The organism is Acinetobacter sp. FDAARGOS_515 (genome assembly GCF_003938865.1).
GTDB lineage: Bacteria > Pseudomonadota > Gammaproteobacteria > Pseudomonadales > Moraxellaceae > Acinetobacter > Acinetobacter ursingii.
Map to the genome: position 1 here is coordinate 2,773,794 of NZ_RKIX01000003.1, position 17,266 is coordinate 2,791,059.

13 protein-coding genes are annotated in these 17,266 nt (G+C 40.3%); 11 read left to right on the forward strand and 2 right to left on the reverse strand.

The annotated features are described in order from the left end of the window. The first annotated feature begins 122 nt into the window (after positions 1 to 122). The gene (locus EGS47_RS14950; RefSeq protein WP_005004493.1) at positions 123 to 2,030 is read left to right on the forward strand and encodes an esterase/lipase family protein; all 1,908 of its coding nucleotides are present in this window, start codon (positions 123 to 125) and stop codon (positions 2,028 to 2,030) included. 3 nt (positions 2,031 to 2,033) lie between these two features. On the opposite strand, the gene EGS47_RS14955 is transcribed toward EGS47_RS14950, so the two are convergent. Next, on the reverse strand, positions 2,034 to 3,062 hold the full coding sequence (locus EGS47_RS14955; protein ID WP_119686680.1) for an ABC transporter substrate-binding protein: 1,029 nt from the start codon (positions 3,060 to 3,062) through the stop codon (positions 2,034 to 2,036). Beyond that, a complete protein-coding gene (locus tag EGS47_RS14960) occupies positions 3,063 to 3,653 on the reverse strand; it encodes an ANTAR domain-containing response regulator (protein ID WP_044433284.1) in 591 nt (196 codons plus the stop codon). 446 nt (positions 3,654 to 4,099) lie between these two features. Here EGS47_RS14960 and EGS47_RS14965 point away from each other — a divergent pair, with 446 nt between their 5' ends. From EGS47_RS14965 to EGS47_RS15010, 10 genes are all read left to right on the forward strand, one after another. Then, a complete protein-coding gene (locus EGS47_RS14965) occupies positions 4,100 to 5,449 on the forward strand; it encodes an MFS transporter (protein ID WP_004987861.1) in 1,350 nt (449 codons plus the stop codon). A gap of 42 nt (positions 5,450 to 5,491) precedes the next feature. Next, positions 5,492 to 8,038 carry a nitrite reductase large subunit NirB gene (gene nirB, locus EGS47_RS14970; protein ID WP_119686681.1) on the forward strand — a complete coding sequence of 849 codons (2,547 nt, stop codon included), beginning with the start codon at positions 5,492 to 5,494 and terminating at the stop codon, positions 8,036 to 8,038. A gap of 11 nt (positions 8,039 to 8,049) precedes the next feature. Beyond that, positions 8,050 to 9,696: a nitrite reductase small subunit NirD gene (gene nirD, locus EGS47_RS14975; RefSeq protein WP_119686682.1), complete on the forward strand. Its 1,647-nt coding sequence runs from the start codon at positions 8,050 to 8,052 to the stop codon at positions 9,694 to 9,696. A gap of 82 nt (positions 9,697 to 9,778) precedes the next feature. Then, entirely contained in the window at positions 9,779 to 12,559 is a 2,781-nt protein-coding gene (locus EGS47_RS14980; RefSeq protein WP_125269758.1) for a nitrate reductase, read from the forward strand. Further along, a complete protein-coding gene (gene mobA / locus EGS47_RS14985; RefSeq protein ID WP_004987850.1) occupies positions 12,556 to 13,164 on the forward strand; it encodes a molybdenum cofactor guanylyltransferase in 609 nt (202 codons plus the stop codon). The genes EGS47_RS14980 and mobA overlap by 4 nt, the downstream gene beginning before the upstream one ends. 113 nt (positions 13,165 to 13,277) lie before the next feature. Continuing rightward, complete coding sequence (gene moaA / locus EGS47_RS14990; protein WP_119686684.1) at positions 13,278 to 14,318, forward strand: GTP 3',8-cyclase MoaA; 1,041 nt, start codon at positions 13,278 to 13,280, stop codon at positions 14,316 to 14,318. A 2-nt stretch (positions 14,319 to 14,320) separates the two neighbouring features. Next, complete coding sequence (locus tag EGS47_RS14995) at positions 14,321 to 14,572, forward strand: MoaD/ThiS family protein (protein WP_004987846.1); 252 nt, start codon at positions 14,321 to 14,323, stop codon at positions 14,570 to 14,572. Between the two features lies 1 nt (position 14,573). Next, complete coding sequence (locus EGS47_RS15000; RefSeq protein ID WP_119686685.1) at positions 14,574 to 15,071, forward strand: molybdenum cofactor biosynthesis protein MoaE; 498 nt, start codon at positions 14,574 to 14,576, stop codon at positions 15,069 to 15,071. Between the two features lie 35 nt (positions 15,072 to 15,106). Then, positions 15,107 to 16,030 (forward strand): bifunctional molybdenum cofactor biosynthesis protein MoaC/MoaB, encoded by a 924-nt coding sequence (gene moaCB, locus EGS47_RS15005; RefSeq protein WP_044433277.1) that lies wholly within the window; start codon positions 15,107 to 15,109, stop codon positions 16,028 to 16,030. Continuing rightward, on the forward strand, positions 16,030 to 17,253 hold the full coding sequence (locus EGS47_RS15010) for a molybdopterin molybdotransferase MoeA (RefSeq protein WP_119686686.1): 1,224 nt from the start codon (positions 16,030 to 16,032) through the stop codon (positions 17,251 to 17,253). Before moaCB ends, EGS47_RS15010 begins: the two co-directional genes overlap by 1 nt. Positions 17,254 to 17,266 lie beyond the last annotated feature (13 nt).

Consider the following 17,266-nt stretch of genomic DNA (forward strand, 5'->3'; position numbering starts at 1 on the left):
TTGGTCAGACAATCAAAAGTTCAAATCTTGATCTTGAGCTTTATGATCAATTTGGACCCGAGTTTTTACAACGTTAATCCAGCATCCATTTCATAAACTCGCGCTGATTTGGGGAAAAAAGCATGCGTGACTGTGTGATTCATCTAGCTAAAATAAGTTTTGTCATAGTGACAATGATAAGTTCAAGCTGTCAGTTGGTTCAATTACGTGAAAATCAACTGAGTCAGTCTTTAGATGATAAGATGACGAGTATATTAACTAGTCAGCATTTAAGTTCGGCAACGGCGAACATTATTTACTTGACGAATTTTAATCAAAAAAAATGTTTGGCGGAATTTGATCAGTGCTTAAAAGCAGTCGAGGGCATTCACTCGAATGATAAAGATGCCTACCATGCGGCGTTAAGTGAGCTTTATTTAGCAAAAGCGCTTGAATTAGAGTCGCAATGTCAGCTGACAAAAGCATCTCAATGTAGTGATCAAGAATTGCGCTATCTTGATCAAAGTTTAAGGCATAGCTATCATTATTTATTTGCATCTACAAACACACCTTCACATCGTGCTTTTGATTATCGTCAGAATCAGGTTCGTATTTTTTACAATGTTGCACTTTCAAGATTATTGTCTCGATATTCTGAGCTTCATCCACAAAGCTATATTCCTGATAGCATTTCGATTGCAGGTCACCAATACAAAATTGATACCTCACAGTTTCCACATCTAAAAGATCATCGTATTGCGAAACTAAAATCTAGCTATAATATGAATTTTTCAGGTTTTCATACCGTAAACCGTACAGATGGTTTAGGTGCGGAATTTGTGATTGAATTTGCAGAACATTATAAAAATAACGGTTTTATTTTAGATCCAGTTTCGTTTTATCAAAACTCACTTTCTCCTAATATTCATGCTCCCAAAGTATTGCCATTGAGCGCTTTGATGGTGCCTGAAGATGAACGTATTGCTTACGATACTCAAAATACTAACTTTAAAATTCGCTTGATCGATCCTTATCTCTATCATCAAGTAGAGGTGAATCAGGCAGATTATACGTTAACAGCAAATTATTCTGCGCCATTTGGCTATTGGCTCGCGCAAAATCATTTGGGTAAAGCAGGTTATTGGACATTACTTAATAAAGAAAATGACTTGTTAATGCCACATTTATATATGCTGGAACCATACAATCCAAATAAAAAAGTGATTGTTTTTATTCATGGTTTAGCCAGCAGTCCAGAGGCTTGGGTTTCTTTAACCAATGATATTATGGGCGATCAGGAGCTTCGTGATCACTATCAAGTCTGGCAGATTTTTTATTCAACCAATATGCCGATTTTTGAAAGTCGCTATCAAATTTATACCTTATTGACACAAGCCTTTCAAAATATTGAGATAAATAATCCTCCTGTACAACATGCTGTGCTGATCGGGCACAGTATGGGCGGCGTGATCAGTCGATTATTGGTGAGTAATCAAGATATTTCGGATGCCGCGATTGCCAAAATGTCCAAATCACAATCTGCTATGTTGAATCAGCATCCAGTGATTCGTGAGCGATTTGTCTTTAAAGCAATTCCAAACTTTTCTCGTGCGATTTTTATTGCGGCTCCACATCGTGGAACAAATTATGCAGATCGTTGGTTCACCCGTTTAGCACGGAATATCATCAAAATTCCCAACGAATTTTTTGAAAATGTACAATCGGATTCTTTACTGGATAAAACCAAAACAGTACGGCATCGAGGCTTAATTGAAAATGGAGCAAGTAATCTCAGTGAAAATTCAGATTTTATGCTTCTCACTCAAAATGTAATGCCTGCACAGTCAGTCAAGTATCATTCTATTATGGGTAATGTAGCGCATTCAGAATTACCTTCATTTATGAATGACGGCATCGTGCCGTATCGCAGTTCACATCTAGAAGGTGCTAGCTCAGAAAAAATTATTCGCGGTGATCATTATGTACAAATGACCACTTCTGCAATCAATGAAATGCGACGGATTTTATTACTGCATTTAGAGCAAGACTAAATTTTAAATATATGCAAGTGCTCGTTGAAAGGTTGCATCATCGATACACTTTTGACTAAATTGTTTAATCAATGACTGATCCACCGTTGAATCATTCACTGGATGATTCCATTTGTACATTTGTTCAAAAAGCCAGACAAAGTGTTCAATATTAGGTGAAGCTGAGCTTTCTACAAAATGTCGAATAATGGATTCAATGGCATAATACTGATGGACATGAACCTGTGGTGAACATTCAAAACGGATAATATTAAATTCGTTTAACATCTGCCAAACGGGTTCAAAATTTTCTAAAGTTTCCAACTCTTTTTGTGCTTTAATCACGGCGGCAGTCAGTGCTGTTAAGCTATTTGGATATTTAAGTGCCCATTCTTCAGTCACGGCTAAAACTTTATCAGCAATAGCAGGAATAATGTCGCGACTTGATGCGACAATTTGACTAACACCTTCTATTTCACCTTGTGTGTTCCAGGGTTCTCCAACACAGAAACCTTCAATATGACCAGATGAAAGGGCTTCTACCAAATAAGGCGGTGGCAGCGTTTTCAACATAATGTCATGAGCCAAGTTTTCATCAGCTAAAGCCAGCCATTCGCGTAGACAATAATGATGAATCGAGTGCTTAAATACATGTGCTAAGGCGACAGATTGTTGTTGATGTATATGCTTTACTAACTTTTGCGCTGTGATTTGAGCAGAATCAGTATTTTGAATAGAAAGGGTATAACTTAAACTTTGACTTAAACTGATATATGCACGATTAATACTTAAAACCAAAGGTGTTTTGAGTGGTATGCCAATTTGGTCATCCGCAATAGCAGCGGCAGGCAACATGGCTGATAAACAATGTGCTGCATCCAATACCCCAAAAGCGAGACGATCCCGTAAACTTGCCCATGATGCTTCTTTGACCAGTGTCACATCCAAGCCAAATTCTTCAAAAAAACCGCGTTGTTTGGCCCAAAGTAGTGCAATACAGTCCAAAAGAGGAATATAACCGAGCTGGATTTTGGTTTTTTCAAGCAGGTTCATTCAATCCTCCTTCAATGGGTGGTGAAGTAATTGTTGCGCATCAATCAACCGTCGTGCCATATCGCCCATCGTAATACGATGACTCATGGCATTTTTCCTGAGTAACTGAAAAGCTGTATCTTCAGCAAGATGATGTAATTGCATTAATAATACTTTGGCTTTTTCAATATCTTTGCGATCTGCCAATTTAAGTTTGGTTTCTTTAAGATCACTTTCAAGCTGCTTATGTTTTTTATATTGTTCGATCGAAATTTCTAAAATAGTGTCTAAACGAGCAGGATCAATACCATCTACAATATATGCGGTTACACCTGCTGCAATCGCCTGTTTGATCGTATCTTTATGGGTATTTTTGGTAAATAGAACAGTAGGCAAATCAAAATGACTGACGCAACTCTCGATCAAATCACGATGTGGATGATCCATGTCCAGAAGAATCACATCGGCTTGTAATTGTTCAAGTTGGAAGTCGTTTATGTGTTCAAGTGTTAAACAGGCAACCACATCAAAATCATGCGCACGTAAATTCTGCTGAACAAATTCAGCACGTTCAAAATCATCATCAATCAGTGCAATTTTTAGTTTTGACATAAGATATCGAATATGAAGATTGATCGCTTAACATATTGTAAGCGAAATAGATTAAAAAATTGTTAGCAAAATCGATGCCATACATAAAAGAAGCGATTTAAAAACAATTTTATATAGTTTTTAAATCACTTTGACCTTTTATAGCGCAAAACAGAATCATTTTGATGCAATAATCTGAGACACAATCTACTTAATGAAATTATTAAACTTTTGAGTTTAACGTAATTCAGAGTTTAAAAATTTAAGTTTTGTTTATATATTTCAAATTCTTAAAACTATTTATATCTTATTTTTTGAAATTGGCACAACACTTGCTATATCTTTAATGAGTCAAAGACGACTCAAATTGAAAATTTGTAAGACGGCCAACGACGTCCGTTCTGATCGATTGCCAATGCAGCATTAGCTGTACAGCCCATATTACGTTCAGTTCAGGAGAGAAGGCGATGTCTTCAAATTTAGATTTAACAGCAAAAAAAGCGACTAAAATAAACCTATTCAATTTTAGTGTTCCAGCGATGCGAGCCTTCCATATGAGTTGGCTCGCTTTTTTTGTCTGCTTTTTTGCTTGGTTCGCTTGCGCACCGCTTATGCCAGTCATTGCAGGTGAATTTCATCTGACCAAAGACCAGATTGCCAATATCAATATTGCCGCCGTCGCAATTACGATTTTAGTGCGCTTAATTGTAGGGCCTTTATGTGATAAATACGGACCACGTAAAACCTATACTGCTTTGTTATTGATCGGCAGTATTCCTGTGTTTGGTGTTGCCGCATCCAATAGTTATGAATCCTTTTTATTCTTCCGCTTACTAATTGGTGCCATTGGCGCAAGTTTCGTCATCACTCAATATCATACCAGTATTATGTTTGCACCGAATGTTGTTGGTACAGCCAATGCGGCTTCTGCGGGTTGGGGAAATGCAGGCGGCGGTGCAACTCAAGCGATTATGCCATTATTGCTCTCGGCTTTAGTGATGTTCGGCGTCGAGCAAGCAATGGGCTGGAGAATTGCGCTGTTAGTACCTGGCATTATGATGGTGATCGTCGGTATTTTGTACTGGAAACTTACACAAGATGCACCCCAAGGTAATTTTGCCGAACTGCGTGCGCAAGGTGTTCAAATTGGAAGTGATAAAAAAGGCGGTGTGGCAATTTTGATGCATGCAGCACGTAACTATCGGGTCTGGATTTTATTTGGTGCCTACGCTGCTTGTTTCGGTATTGAAATTTTCATTCACAACATTATCGCGATGTATTACGTCAATAACTTTAGCTTTAGTCTAAAAGAGGCTGGTTTTGCCGCAGGGATCTTTGGTTTGCTGGCTTTATTTGCACGTGCTTTGGGTGGGATTGTCTCAGATAAAGTTGCTCTTAGAAAAGGTCTGGATGGTCGTACGAAAGTGTTATTTGTGATGATTTTAGGTGAAGGGTTATTTCTGATTTTATTCTCTCAAATGAATAGCGCGATGCTGGCGATTATCGCGATGACAGTATTTGCTTTATTTACACACATGGCTTGTGGTGCAACCTATGCCTTAGTCCCATTTATAGATCGTGACGCTTTAGGTGGTGTAGCTGGAATTATTGGTGCAGGTGGCAATGTGGGTGCGGTTGCAGCAGGTTTTCTACTTAAAGGAATGTTGGATATTCAAACCTGTTTGATGGTGCTGGGTGGCTTGGTGGTTATTGCCGCAGGGTTTGTGATGCTGATTCGTTTCTCGACTGAGCATAAGGTCAAAGAACAACGCCTATTTGAACAGGCCGTTCTTGAACGTAACAACCTTGCTTCTTAAAGCATTTCAAACAAATTTGACATCATTCTCAGGAGACAGCCCATGAAACTCGTTATGATTGGTCACGGTATGGTCGGCCACAAATTCATCGAAGCCATTTTAGAAAAAGCAGATGACGAATTAGAAATTACTATTCTTGCTGAAGAACCACGTATTGCCTATGACCGCGTACATTTGACTGAATACTTCTCAGGAAAATCAGCGAAGGACTTATCATTGGCACGTTTTGACTTTGCCGATGCACATGGTATCGATTTACGACTCAATACTAAAGCTGTTGCTATTGATGCTGCTGAACAAACCATTACCACCAATTTGGGTGATGTGATTCACTACGATAAATTGGTTTTAGCAACTGGTTCTTATGCCTTTGTACCGCCAATTTCGGGCAATGATCGTCAAAACTGTTTTGTTTATCGTACCATTGAAGATTTGGATGCAATCCGAGCTGCAAGCTTAAATTCCAAATCAGGCGTGGTAATCGGCGGTGGTTTGCTGGGTTTAGAAGCTGCCAAAGCCTTACGAGATTTAAATTTGGAAACTCATGTGGTCGAGTTTGCACCACGTTTGATGGCGGTACAAATTGATGACTTAGGTGGTAAAGTATTACGTCGTAAAATTGAAAATCTTGGAGTAAAAGTTCATACCCAAAAAGCCACTCAATGTATTGAAGATGGTACAACACATCATCACATCATGAAGTTTGCCGATGGTAGCGAGCTTGAAACCGACATTATTTTATTTTCTGCGGGGATTCGTCCGCGTGATGAACTGGCGCGTTTAAGTGGATTGGCGATTGGCGAACGTGGCGGGATTAAAATCAATGATTATTGCCAAACCTCAGATGACAATATTTATGCGATTGGTGAATGTGCGCTTTGGGACAATAAAATCTTTGGTCTAGTTGCACCGGGCTATGACATGGCACGGATTGCAGCAAAACATATTTTGGCGGAAGAAACTCATTGCTTTGCTGGTGCAGATATGAGCACCAAGTTGAAGTTGATGGGCGTCGATGTGGCATCGGTGGGTGATGCACATGGCATGACGCCTAATTCACTCAGCTATTTTTATGCTGACGAAGATGCCTTGATTTATAAAAAAATCGTGGTTGATGCAGACAAAACCAAGTTATTGGGCGCAGTCTTAGTTGGTGACGCCAAAGAATATAATGATCTGCTGCAAATGATGCTGAATGGTTTAACACTTCCAGAAATGCCTGAAAGTTTGATCATGCCGGGTTTTGCCGATTCAGGTGCAAAAGCAGGTGGTAGTGGTGTGGATTTATTGCCAGATAGCGCCACCATCTGTTCATGTAACAACGTCTCTAAAGCTGATATTTGTCAGGCAATTGCTGACGGTTCAACCTCTTTGGGTGCTTTGAAAAAATGTACCAAAGCTGCAACGGCTTGTGGTGGATGTGCGCCCCTAGTGACTCAAGTGTTAAAATCTGAGTTACAACGTCAAGGCGTAACCGTCAATAACCACATTTGTGAACATTTTCCATACTCGCGCCAAGAGTTGTATCACTTGGTTCGTGTCAATGAAATCAAGACTTTTGATGATTTGATCCAGCAACATGGTCATGGTTTAGGCTGTGATATTTGTAAACCGACTGCTGCAAATATCTTAGCCTCATGCTGGAATGACTTTGTACTAAAACCAAGTCATGCAGGTCTACAGGACAGTAACGATTATTATCTGGGTAATATTCAAAAAGATGGTTCTTATTCTGTCGTCCCCCGTATGGCAGGCGGTGAAGTCACACCAGATGGTTTAATCGCCGTCGGTCAAATCGCCAAAAAATACAACCTGTATACCAAAATCACAGGCGGTCAGCGTGTTGATTTATTTGGCGCACAAATTCATCAATTACCGTTTATTTGGGAAGAACTCAACGCAGCAGGTTTTGAGTCGGGTCATGCCTACGGCAAATCATTGCGTACTGTGAAATCATGTGTGGGTAGTACATGGTGTCGTTATGGTGTAGATGATTCTGTGGGTTTGGCGATTGAACTGGAAAATCGTTATAAAGGCTTACGTTCTCCACATAAATTGAAAATGGCAGTTTCAGGTTGTACCCGTGAATGTGCTGAGGCACAGGGCAAAGATGTGGGTGTGATTGCCACAGAAAAAGGTTGGAATCTGTATGTGTGTGGGAATGGTGGAATGAAACCGCGCCATGCCGAATTATTGGCTTCTGACCTTGATACCGAAACCCTGATTCGTTATATCGACCGTTTCTTTATGTTCTATATCCAAACCGCAGATCGTTTACAACGTACCAGCGTATGGCGTGACAATATGGAAGGTGGTCTGGACTATCTGAAATCGGTCATCGTCAATGATTCATTAGGATTGGCTGAAGAGCTTGAACGCCGTATGAGCCACGTCGTAGGAACTTATCAGGATGAATGGCGTACTGCAGTTGAAGATCCTGAAATCCGTAAACGCTTCCAAACTTATATTAATGCCAGTGCAGATCAACAAGCTGATCCACATATTCAATTTACTAACGTTCGCGATCAGATTCGCCCTTTGAATGATGCAGAGCGTTCAGAAGATCGTATTCCAATGGTTGAAGCATAAGGAGAATAGAAATGACAAATCTAAAAGACATGAATATGCTTCCAGAAAATCAATGGGTCGATGTTTGTGATTTAGAAGATATCACGCCCAATACAGGGGTAGGTGCCCTTGTTGAAGGTCAATCGGTAGCGCTATTTCGTGTAGGTCATGAAAAGCGGATCTATGCACTCAGCAACAAAGACCCATTCAGCCAAGCCAATGTCATGTGTCGAGGCATTATTGGTGACTTACAAGGTGAGCGGGTGATTGCATCGCCGATTTATAAGCAACATTTTAGTTTAGCGACAGGACGCTGTCTGGAAGATAAAGATCAAAAGCTACTGGTTTTTCCGACTAAAATTGAAAGTGGTCGGGTTTGGGTCGGCACAGTTCCACAAAAAACCTATATTACCAATAACGGTATTTCTCAAGACAAACTGAAATTGGTATTGATTGGGAATGGTTTAGCAGGAATGCGTTGTCTCGAAGATTTATTGGACATGGCACCAGAGCGCTATGAAGTGACCGTAATTGGTGAAGAACCATGGGGAAATTATAACCGTATTATGCTATCGCCTGTGTTATCAGGTGAGAAAACCATTGAAGATATTATGCTTCATCCACATGCATGGTATAGCGATAAGGGCATTAAATTTATTGCTCAGGATCCTGCGGTCAAGATTGATCGTACTCGTAAAGTCGTCCACACTGAGAAAGGTGAGCATGTTGATTATGATCGCTTGATCATTGCCACAGGTTCGAAACCTTTTATTCCGCCTGTTCAAGGGGCAGATTTGAACGGTGTGATCAGCTTCCGTGATATTTATGATGTAAATACCATGATTAAATATTGCGAAACCAAGAAAAATGCAGTGGTGATTGGTGGTGGACTGTTAGGGCTTGAAGCCGCTTATGGTTTGAAACAACGTGGCATGAATGTGACCGTATTACATTTGATGGATCGAATTATGGATCGTCAATTGGATAAACGTGCTAGTGAAATGTTACGTCATAGCATCGAACAAAAAGGGATCCAGATCATCACGCAAGCCAACACGGAAGCTTTACTTGGCAAGGATGGTCATGTCAATCAGGTTCGCTTAAAAGACGGAACAATTCTTGATGCAGATTTGGTGATTTTTGCGGTGGGGATTCGCCCAAATATCGCTTTGGCGCAAAGTGCGGGATTACGTTGTCATCGCGGGATTTTAGTCAATGACACCATGCAAACCTTTGACCCAAGTATTTATGCGGTAGGTGAATGTATCGAGCATCGCGGTCAAACTTTTGGTTTGGTGGAACCACTTTGGGGACAAGCATTTATTTGTGCAACGCATTTGGCTGAACATGGCAGCCTAACGTTTAAATCACCAACTGTTCCAACGCAGTTAAAAGTCAGTGGTGTGGATGTGTTCTCGGCAGGTCGTATTGATTTAGAACAGAGCAATGCATCTGCAATAAGCAAAGAAGATTATGAAGACATCATTTTGAATGATGATAAACGTCAAATTTATAAGCGTATTATCATCCAAAAAGACAAAGTAATTGGAGCAGTTCTGTTTGGTGACACCGAAGATGGCATGTGGTATGCCGAGCTCATTGCAGATCAAACACCTGTTTCTATCTTTAGAAACAAGCTGTTATTTGGTAAGGATTTTGCAATGAAAAAGGTGAGTTGATTCAACTTGGCTTAGGATCAATGGCTTCTAAGCCAAAATTAGTGTGTATGTGGTATAGGTAAATTGGGTAAAAGGAGCAGTCATGAACAGTATTCAAAATTTAGAACACAGTCGCTCCGATCAAGCAGAAACTATTATTACAAAAACAACATGTCCCTATTGCGGTGTTGGCTGCGGTGTAGATGTCAATGTCCAACATAAAGCGCATGGCACTATGGTAAAAGTGGCAGGTGATATCGATCACCCTTCAAATTTTGGACGTCTTTGCATTAAAGGCAGCAATCTGGCCGACACATTAGGTTTAGAAACTCGTGTATTGGAGCCTATGTTGGGTCGTAATAATCATCGTCAAGTCACGACATGGGAGGCTGCAATTGAGAAAATCGCCACCCAGTTCCAACATTGTATAGATCAATATGGGCGTGACAGTATTGCCTTTTATGTCTCAGGGCAGTTACTGACAGAAGATTATTATGTGGTGAATAAGTTCGTTAAAGGCTATTTAGGCACCGCCAATATTGATACCAATTCGCGCTTATGCATGTCATCTGCGGTTGCGGCACATAAACGTGCTTTTGGTGAAGATATCGTTCCCGCCAGTTATGAAGACTTTGAACATACCGATATGGTGGTTTTAGTCGGTTCCAATACTGCATGGTGTCATCCCGTACTGTATCAACGTATCATGCAAGCGAAAAGTCAAAATCCAGATTTATTTGTAGTAGTGGTCGATCCACGTTTTACCAGTACCTGTGAGCAAGCGGATTTACACTTGCCGATTTTACCTGGTCAGGATGTAGCGTTATTTAATGGTTTATTTCAGCATTTATATCAAAATAATCATGTTGATCATCAATTTGTTGAAAAACATACCGAAGGTTTGGAAGCACTGTTAGCTGCCAGTGAAAGCGAACAAGATATTTATGAACTAGTAAAACGTACAGGAATTTCAGCAGAAAAATTACAATTATTTTTTGATAAGTTTGCCCAGACTGAAAAAGTCATGACGCTATTTTCAATGGGTGTCAATCAATCTTCTCAAGGGGTGAATAAAGCCAATAGCATTATCAATTGTCATTTACTCACTGGAAAAATTGGAAAATTAGGTGCAGCGCCGTTTTCTATGACAGGTCAACCTAATGCCATGGGCGGGCGTGAAGTGGGTGGTCTTGCAAATATGTTGGCGGCACATCTGGATATTGATAATCCATCACATCAAAGTTTAGTGCAAAGCTTTTGGAAGAGTCCAACCATTGCAACACAAACGGGTTTAAAAGCGGTTGATTTATTTCAGGCCATAGAAAGTGGAAAAATTAAAGCTGTCTGGATTATGGCAACCAATCCTGTCGTAAGTTTACCTGATGCAGACCAAGTTAAACGTGCATTAGATAACTGTGAGTTTGTGGTAATTTCTGATATTTGTGCCCAAACCGATACCACAGCATATGCAGATGTATTGCTTCCTGCTTTAGGGTGGGGCGAAAAAGATGGCACCGTCACCAATTCGGAACGTCGTATTTCACGGCAACGTGCATTTCTGGCACCACCTAAGCAAGCCAAAGCGGATTGGTGGGCAGTCTGCGAAGTTGCCAAGAAACTCGGCTTTAATGGTTTTGATTTTAACAATACCTGTGACATTTTTAATGAACATGCCGCTTTGTCAGCTTATCAAAATGCCAGTATCGAACAACGTGATCAAGTTGAACATTTTCGTTATTTCAACTTAAAAGGTTTAATGAATTTAAGTGTAGAGGAATATCACCAACTGCCACCCACACAATGGCCTGTTTGGGAGAAAAGTCAACGTATTGAGGTTGAGCAATTATTTGATCGAGGTGATTTTAGCCATAAAAACAAAAAGGCAAAACTGATCGCAACCCTTGCTATTGATCCTGTCCATACGATTTCAGAAGATTATCCTTTGATTTTGAATACAGGACGTATTCGTGATCAATGGCATACCATGACCCGCACAGGTTTATCTGCCAATCTCACCACGCACCGTGCTGAACCATTTTGTGAAATACATCCCAATGACGCCCTAAAATTTGGTATTCAAGATAAAGCCTTAGTTGAAGTCCGTTCAGAATGGGGCAGTTGCGTATTGCGTGTAACACTTGATCAAGTTGTACGCCGTGGTCAAATTTTTGCACCGATTCATTGGACAGAACAAGTGGCTTCAGATGCCCGTATTGGTAAAGTCGTCAATCCAGTGGTCGATGCAATCTCTGGTGAGCCTGAATTTAAACATACCCCAGTTGCAATTCAAACATTTCATACCACTTGGCAGGGCGTGTTATACGTCCGTGAAGGTGTTGAGCAACATATTCAGACTTCTTTACAACAATGCGCGTGGTGGGCAAAAATTAAAACGGCAAAAGCCTTTCGTTATGAAATCGCGGCTCGTCAAAGTTTTGATCAAACGCAAAATAATTTAAAAAACTTTTTACCGTTCATTGATGAAACATATGAATGGTTAAGCCTTGAAGATCGATCATCACAACTTAGTCATAGTGTTATTTTGCAAGATGGCATCTTAATTGCTAGTTTATATATCGCACCAGCAGATTTGTTACCTGATCGGGATTGGGTGGCAGGTTTGTTTAAGCGTGAGCGTTTGAGTGCATTACACCGTAAAGCTTTATTGGCGGGTACGCCAATTTCAGTTACAAATAGCGATGGACCATTGGTATGTAGTTGCTTTAAAGTCGGTAAAAACAAGATTATTGAAGCCATTAAAACGCAAAATATTACTCATGAGAAACAAGTCACCGCCTGTTTAAAAGCGGGTGGAAACTGTGGTTCATGTTTACCTGAAATTCGTGGTTTGATTAAAAGTTGTCAGCAGGAGGCTGAAATATGAAAAAATATCCTCTTACAGACTTGGTCATTTTGGCGGGTGGTCAGGCAAGACGCATGAATGGTGTCAATAAGTTATTGCAAACTTTTGATGATCAAATGCAGCTTTTAAAACTCTACAACACGTTTAAAGATCAGGTGGGCGAAGTTTGGATTAACAGCCACCGAGATACTCGACTATATCAGCAGATTATTCCAAATATTCAATGCTATGCAGATGATCAGGCCGGTTTTTTAGGACCATTAATGGGAATGAAAAGTGCGTGGTCGCATGTACAGGCGAATTATGTATTGTTTATTCCTTGCGATGTAACTTATATTCCCACTAAAGTGCTGCAAACACTGCATGATACCTTACTTCAGGATCAACATGCCTTGATGTCTTATGTGAATATCAATGGAGATGCGCTTTATCCGTTTTGTTTGATGAAACGAGAAAGTTGCACAGTTCTGCAACAGCATTTACTTGAAAATCAACTGAGTTTAAATAAATGTCGAAAAGATTTACACGCGCAGGTTGCATATTTCCGTAAACATCGATTATTTTTTCATAGTATTAATTCATTGGATGAATTACAGCAATATAAACAATTGAATTATCTGGCATAACAATGGAATACTGTATTACTTATAGCGGTTTAAGTGACACAAAGTATAAACCTGATTTGTTAATCAAGCATGAGATAATCAATGCGTTCACACGATGACAAGAGTATAAATACATGAATGGAATCGTTTCGTTAAACCCATCGATTTTTCAGGATCAATATGGGCGCAATAAACGGAAACTTCGAATTTCCGTTACGGATCGTTGCAATTTCAAATGTATGTATTGTATGCCTGAACATCCAGAGTGGATGAAAAAACAAGATTTGCTGAGTTTCGAAGCACTGTATCAATTCTGTGATTTTATGGTGCAAAACGGAATCGAAAAAATCCGTATCACAGGGGGAGAACCCCTTATGCGTTTAGGAGTGGTTTACTTTATCCGTGATTTGCAAAAGCTCAGAGTTAAAGGTTTAAAACGAATTTCAATCACGACCAATGCGCACTATTTGAAAAAATATGCACATGAATTAAAACTTGCAGGTCTGGATGATCTCAATATCAGTCTGGACAGTCTTGATCCTGAAGAATTCTTATTTTTAACCAAGAAAAAATTAAAACCCGTGTTAGATGGAATTGCTGCGATACAAGACGTGGATTTACCATTTAAAATTAATACTGTGTTGATGAAAGGTAAAAATGATGACCAGATTTTACCGATGGTCAACTGGGCAAAGCAGCAAAATATTCCACTTCGATTTATTGAATTTATGCCACTTGATGGTGATCAACACTGGACACAAGCCGATGTGGTTACCGAGCAGGATATTCTTAATACCTTATCCAGTCAGTTTCAAATTCAAGAATTACAACAAGAACATGAGCCCGCCCGATTATATCGCCTAAATGATGAATATGATGTCGGAATTATTTCCACCATTAGCCATTCTTTTTGTGGTGAATGTGATCGTATCCGTCTAACGGCTCAAGGGGAGCTATATAACTGCTTATTTGCAAGGCAGGGTCTTATGCTTAAACCCTTACTGGATCAATTGGTCACTGAAAAGGATGAAGTGATCAGGCAGGTAGCGAATCAAGCGTTGTATCAGCAAACTTCAACTTATATCTGGCATAAAGCCAAAGGTTTTCATAGCCTCAACCAGCAAACACAAAATCAACAACCCCGCAAAATTAGTATGCACATGTTAGGAGGATAACCATGTCGGGTATTCAGGTCACAATTGACGCTTATGGTGCGATTGAGCGCCAACTTCCTCCGCAATTAGTATTGGATTATCCAACTGAAATTTTGGTCGGTGATGTGCTAGATCAAATCAGCCAGCAATATCCACAAGCAGAAAAGGCTTTGGAACGATGTGCCTGTGCAATTGGTGAGGATATTATTCCGCGTCAAACCACGTTAAAACATGATTGTACGTTAGTGCTTTTATCACCTGTGGCTGGAGGTTGAGATGAAAGAGTTTCAGCGGGTACAGTCACAAGATTTAAGTTTAGACAATTTTGATTCGATTAGCGAGTTTCCTGAATGTGGCGGAATTGGGATTTTTCAGGGAACTGTGCGTAATCATCATGAAGGGCGAGCAGTAACTGCCTTAAAATATACATCTTATACACCAGTTGCGGAAAAGATGATTCGACAGATTGAGCAGGATATTATCCAAAAATACGGGGTGGCTTATGTGAGAGTCATTCACCGAATTGGTGCTTTGGGTATTGGAGGAACAGCCATTATCGCAGTGGCCTACGCAGCGCATCGTCGTGAAGCCTTTCAAGCCTGTGAAGAAGCCGTAGAGCGAGTAAAACATGAAGTTCCTATCTGGAAGGAAGAGTTTTATACAGATGGAAGCAGTCAATTTGTAGAAGGATGTTGTATTCGTAAAGATCATGACTCAATCGAGCATACTCATACCCATTCAGCACATCATAAACATCATCAGCATTCACATTGACAACATTAGCATTAACGTTATTTACGGAAATTTAAATGAAAAACGTAGGCATGAAACCTGAAAGTTATCGAATTGCCGAAGCTCAAGCGATCCTATATGCGCCACCACATTGTATTGAGTTATTACGTCAGGGAAATACTGAAAAGGGCGATGCACTGAAAACAGGTCGTATCGCAGGGATTTTAGCAGCAAAACGTACCGATGAATTGATTCCGCTATGTCATCCGTTGCCCATTTATCGTGCCGAAGTTGAATATGAGTTACATGAAAACTTTGTAGAAATTTTAACAACGGTTGAAACCATCGGACCGACTGGGGTCGAAATGGAAGCATTAACGGCCGCTAGTATCGCAGGTTTAACGTTATACGATATGCTCAAACCACATTGTGAACCCGAAGATCTGGTGCTAGATCAATGTAAGTTACTGAAGAAAAAAGGCGGAAAATCACATTTCAAACGGACATTACGTCAGCCTGTTTCTGCTGCTGTGATTGTATTGTCTGATACCGTAGCGGCGGGTAAAAAACCTGATACTGCTGGTAAATCTGTTTTTGATACATTGACAGAGGCAGGCTTTACCCCAGTTCATTACCAAATTTTGCCTGATGAGTCGAATCAGCTCAAAGATTTGGTTTTAGAATTAAGCAAATCTTATGCGTGTATTATTACAGTGGGGGGTACAGGCATTGGAAAACGAGATATTACCGTAGATACCTTAGAACCTCTGCTCGAACGTAAACTGGATGGATTAATGGAAGCTGCACGTGCTTTTGGTCAGCGCCGTACTCCTTATGCTGCAATGTCTCGTGGCGTTGCAGGATTTATCGATCGTTCTTTGGTCATGACTTTACCGGGAAGTCGTGGTGGCGCTTCAGAATCTATGGCAGCACTTTTACCCGCCATTGTGCATATTTTTGATGTTTGCCGTGATTTACCACATCCTGGAGGTTATGAGTAATGTCGGCATGTGGCTATGAACAAGGTTTGATCACGATAGATGAGGCAATTCAATATATTTTGCATACGCCCAAAACTTTGGCGACAGAATCTATTGCACTAAAAAATAGCCTAAGCAGATATTTGGTTGAAGCCGTTTATTCTCCTGTAAATTTGCCCAGTTTTGATCAAAGCGCAGTCGATGGTTATGCTTTATGTTCAAATCAAACCGATGCAAAAGATCGGAGTTTTAAACTGATTGGTGAAATTCGGGCAGGTGAGGAAAGCAGCATAGCTTTGTCTGAGGGACAAGCAACTCGTATATTTACGGGTGGAAAAATTCCTGAAGGCACCACGACTATTGCTCGACAGGAAATTGTAAAAAAGATTGATGATCAAAATATCCAGATTGTAGAAAGTCTGCAAGCAGGAGTTGATATTCGCCGTAAAGGGGAAGAGGTTAAGCAAGGGCAATGTTTGGCGGATCCTGGGCAGTATATGAATATCGGGAGTCTTGCAGCGCTCAGTATGGCGGGTGTTCAGAGTGTAACAGTATTTCAGCAACCAAAAGTTGCAGTGGTGGTTACAGGGGATGAGATTGCTCAATCACCAAATAGCCTAAGTAATGCTCAAATCTTTGATGCCAATGGGCCTTTATTGGAAAATTGGCTTAAACAATATGGAATAGATGCACATGTGATTCATGTTGAAGATCAAGCAAGCTCTGTGACAGCGCTGTTTGAACGTTTGAAGTCTGAATATGACGTGATCATTACCACAGGTGGTGTCTCAGTCGGGGATTATGACTTTGTACGTCCATGTTCAATGGATGTCGGCTTTGAGCAAATTTTTTGGAAAGTCAAACAGAAACCAGGTAAACCACTTTTTTTTGCAAAATATGAACATCAGCAAAACAACTGCTACTTACTGGGCTTGCCGGGAAATCCTGCTGCGGTCTATGTGTGTATGCAGATCTATGGAAAACTATTGTTGGATGCCTTACAAAATAAACGTGAATCACCATCAGGATTTACAGCGCGGATTACACATGACCTAAAAGCAGATCACCGTGAGCGTTTTTTACGCATGCTTGCAACTTTTAATCAAAGCACACTTGAAGTCAGAGCTTTAAGCAAGCAACAATCACACATGCTAAGCAATCTTATGCAAACCAACTGCTTAGTGCGTATTCCAGCAGCGAAACAGATACAAGCGGGTGAGTTGGTAGATGGTCTATTTATTTAAAAATAAAGGTTAA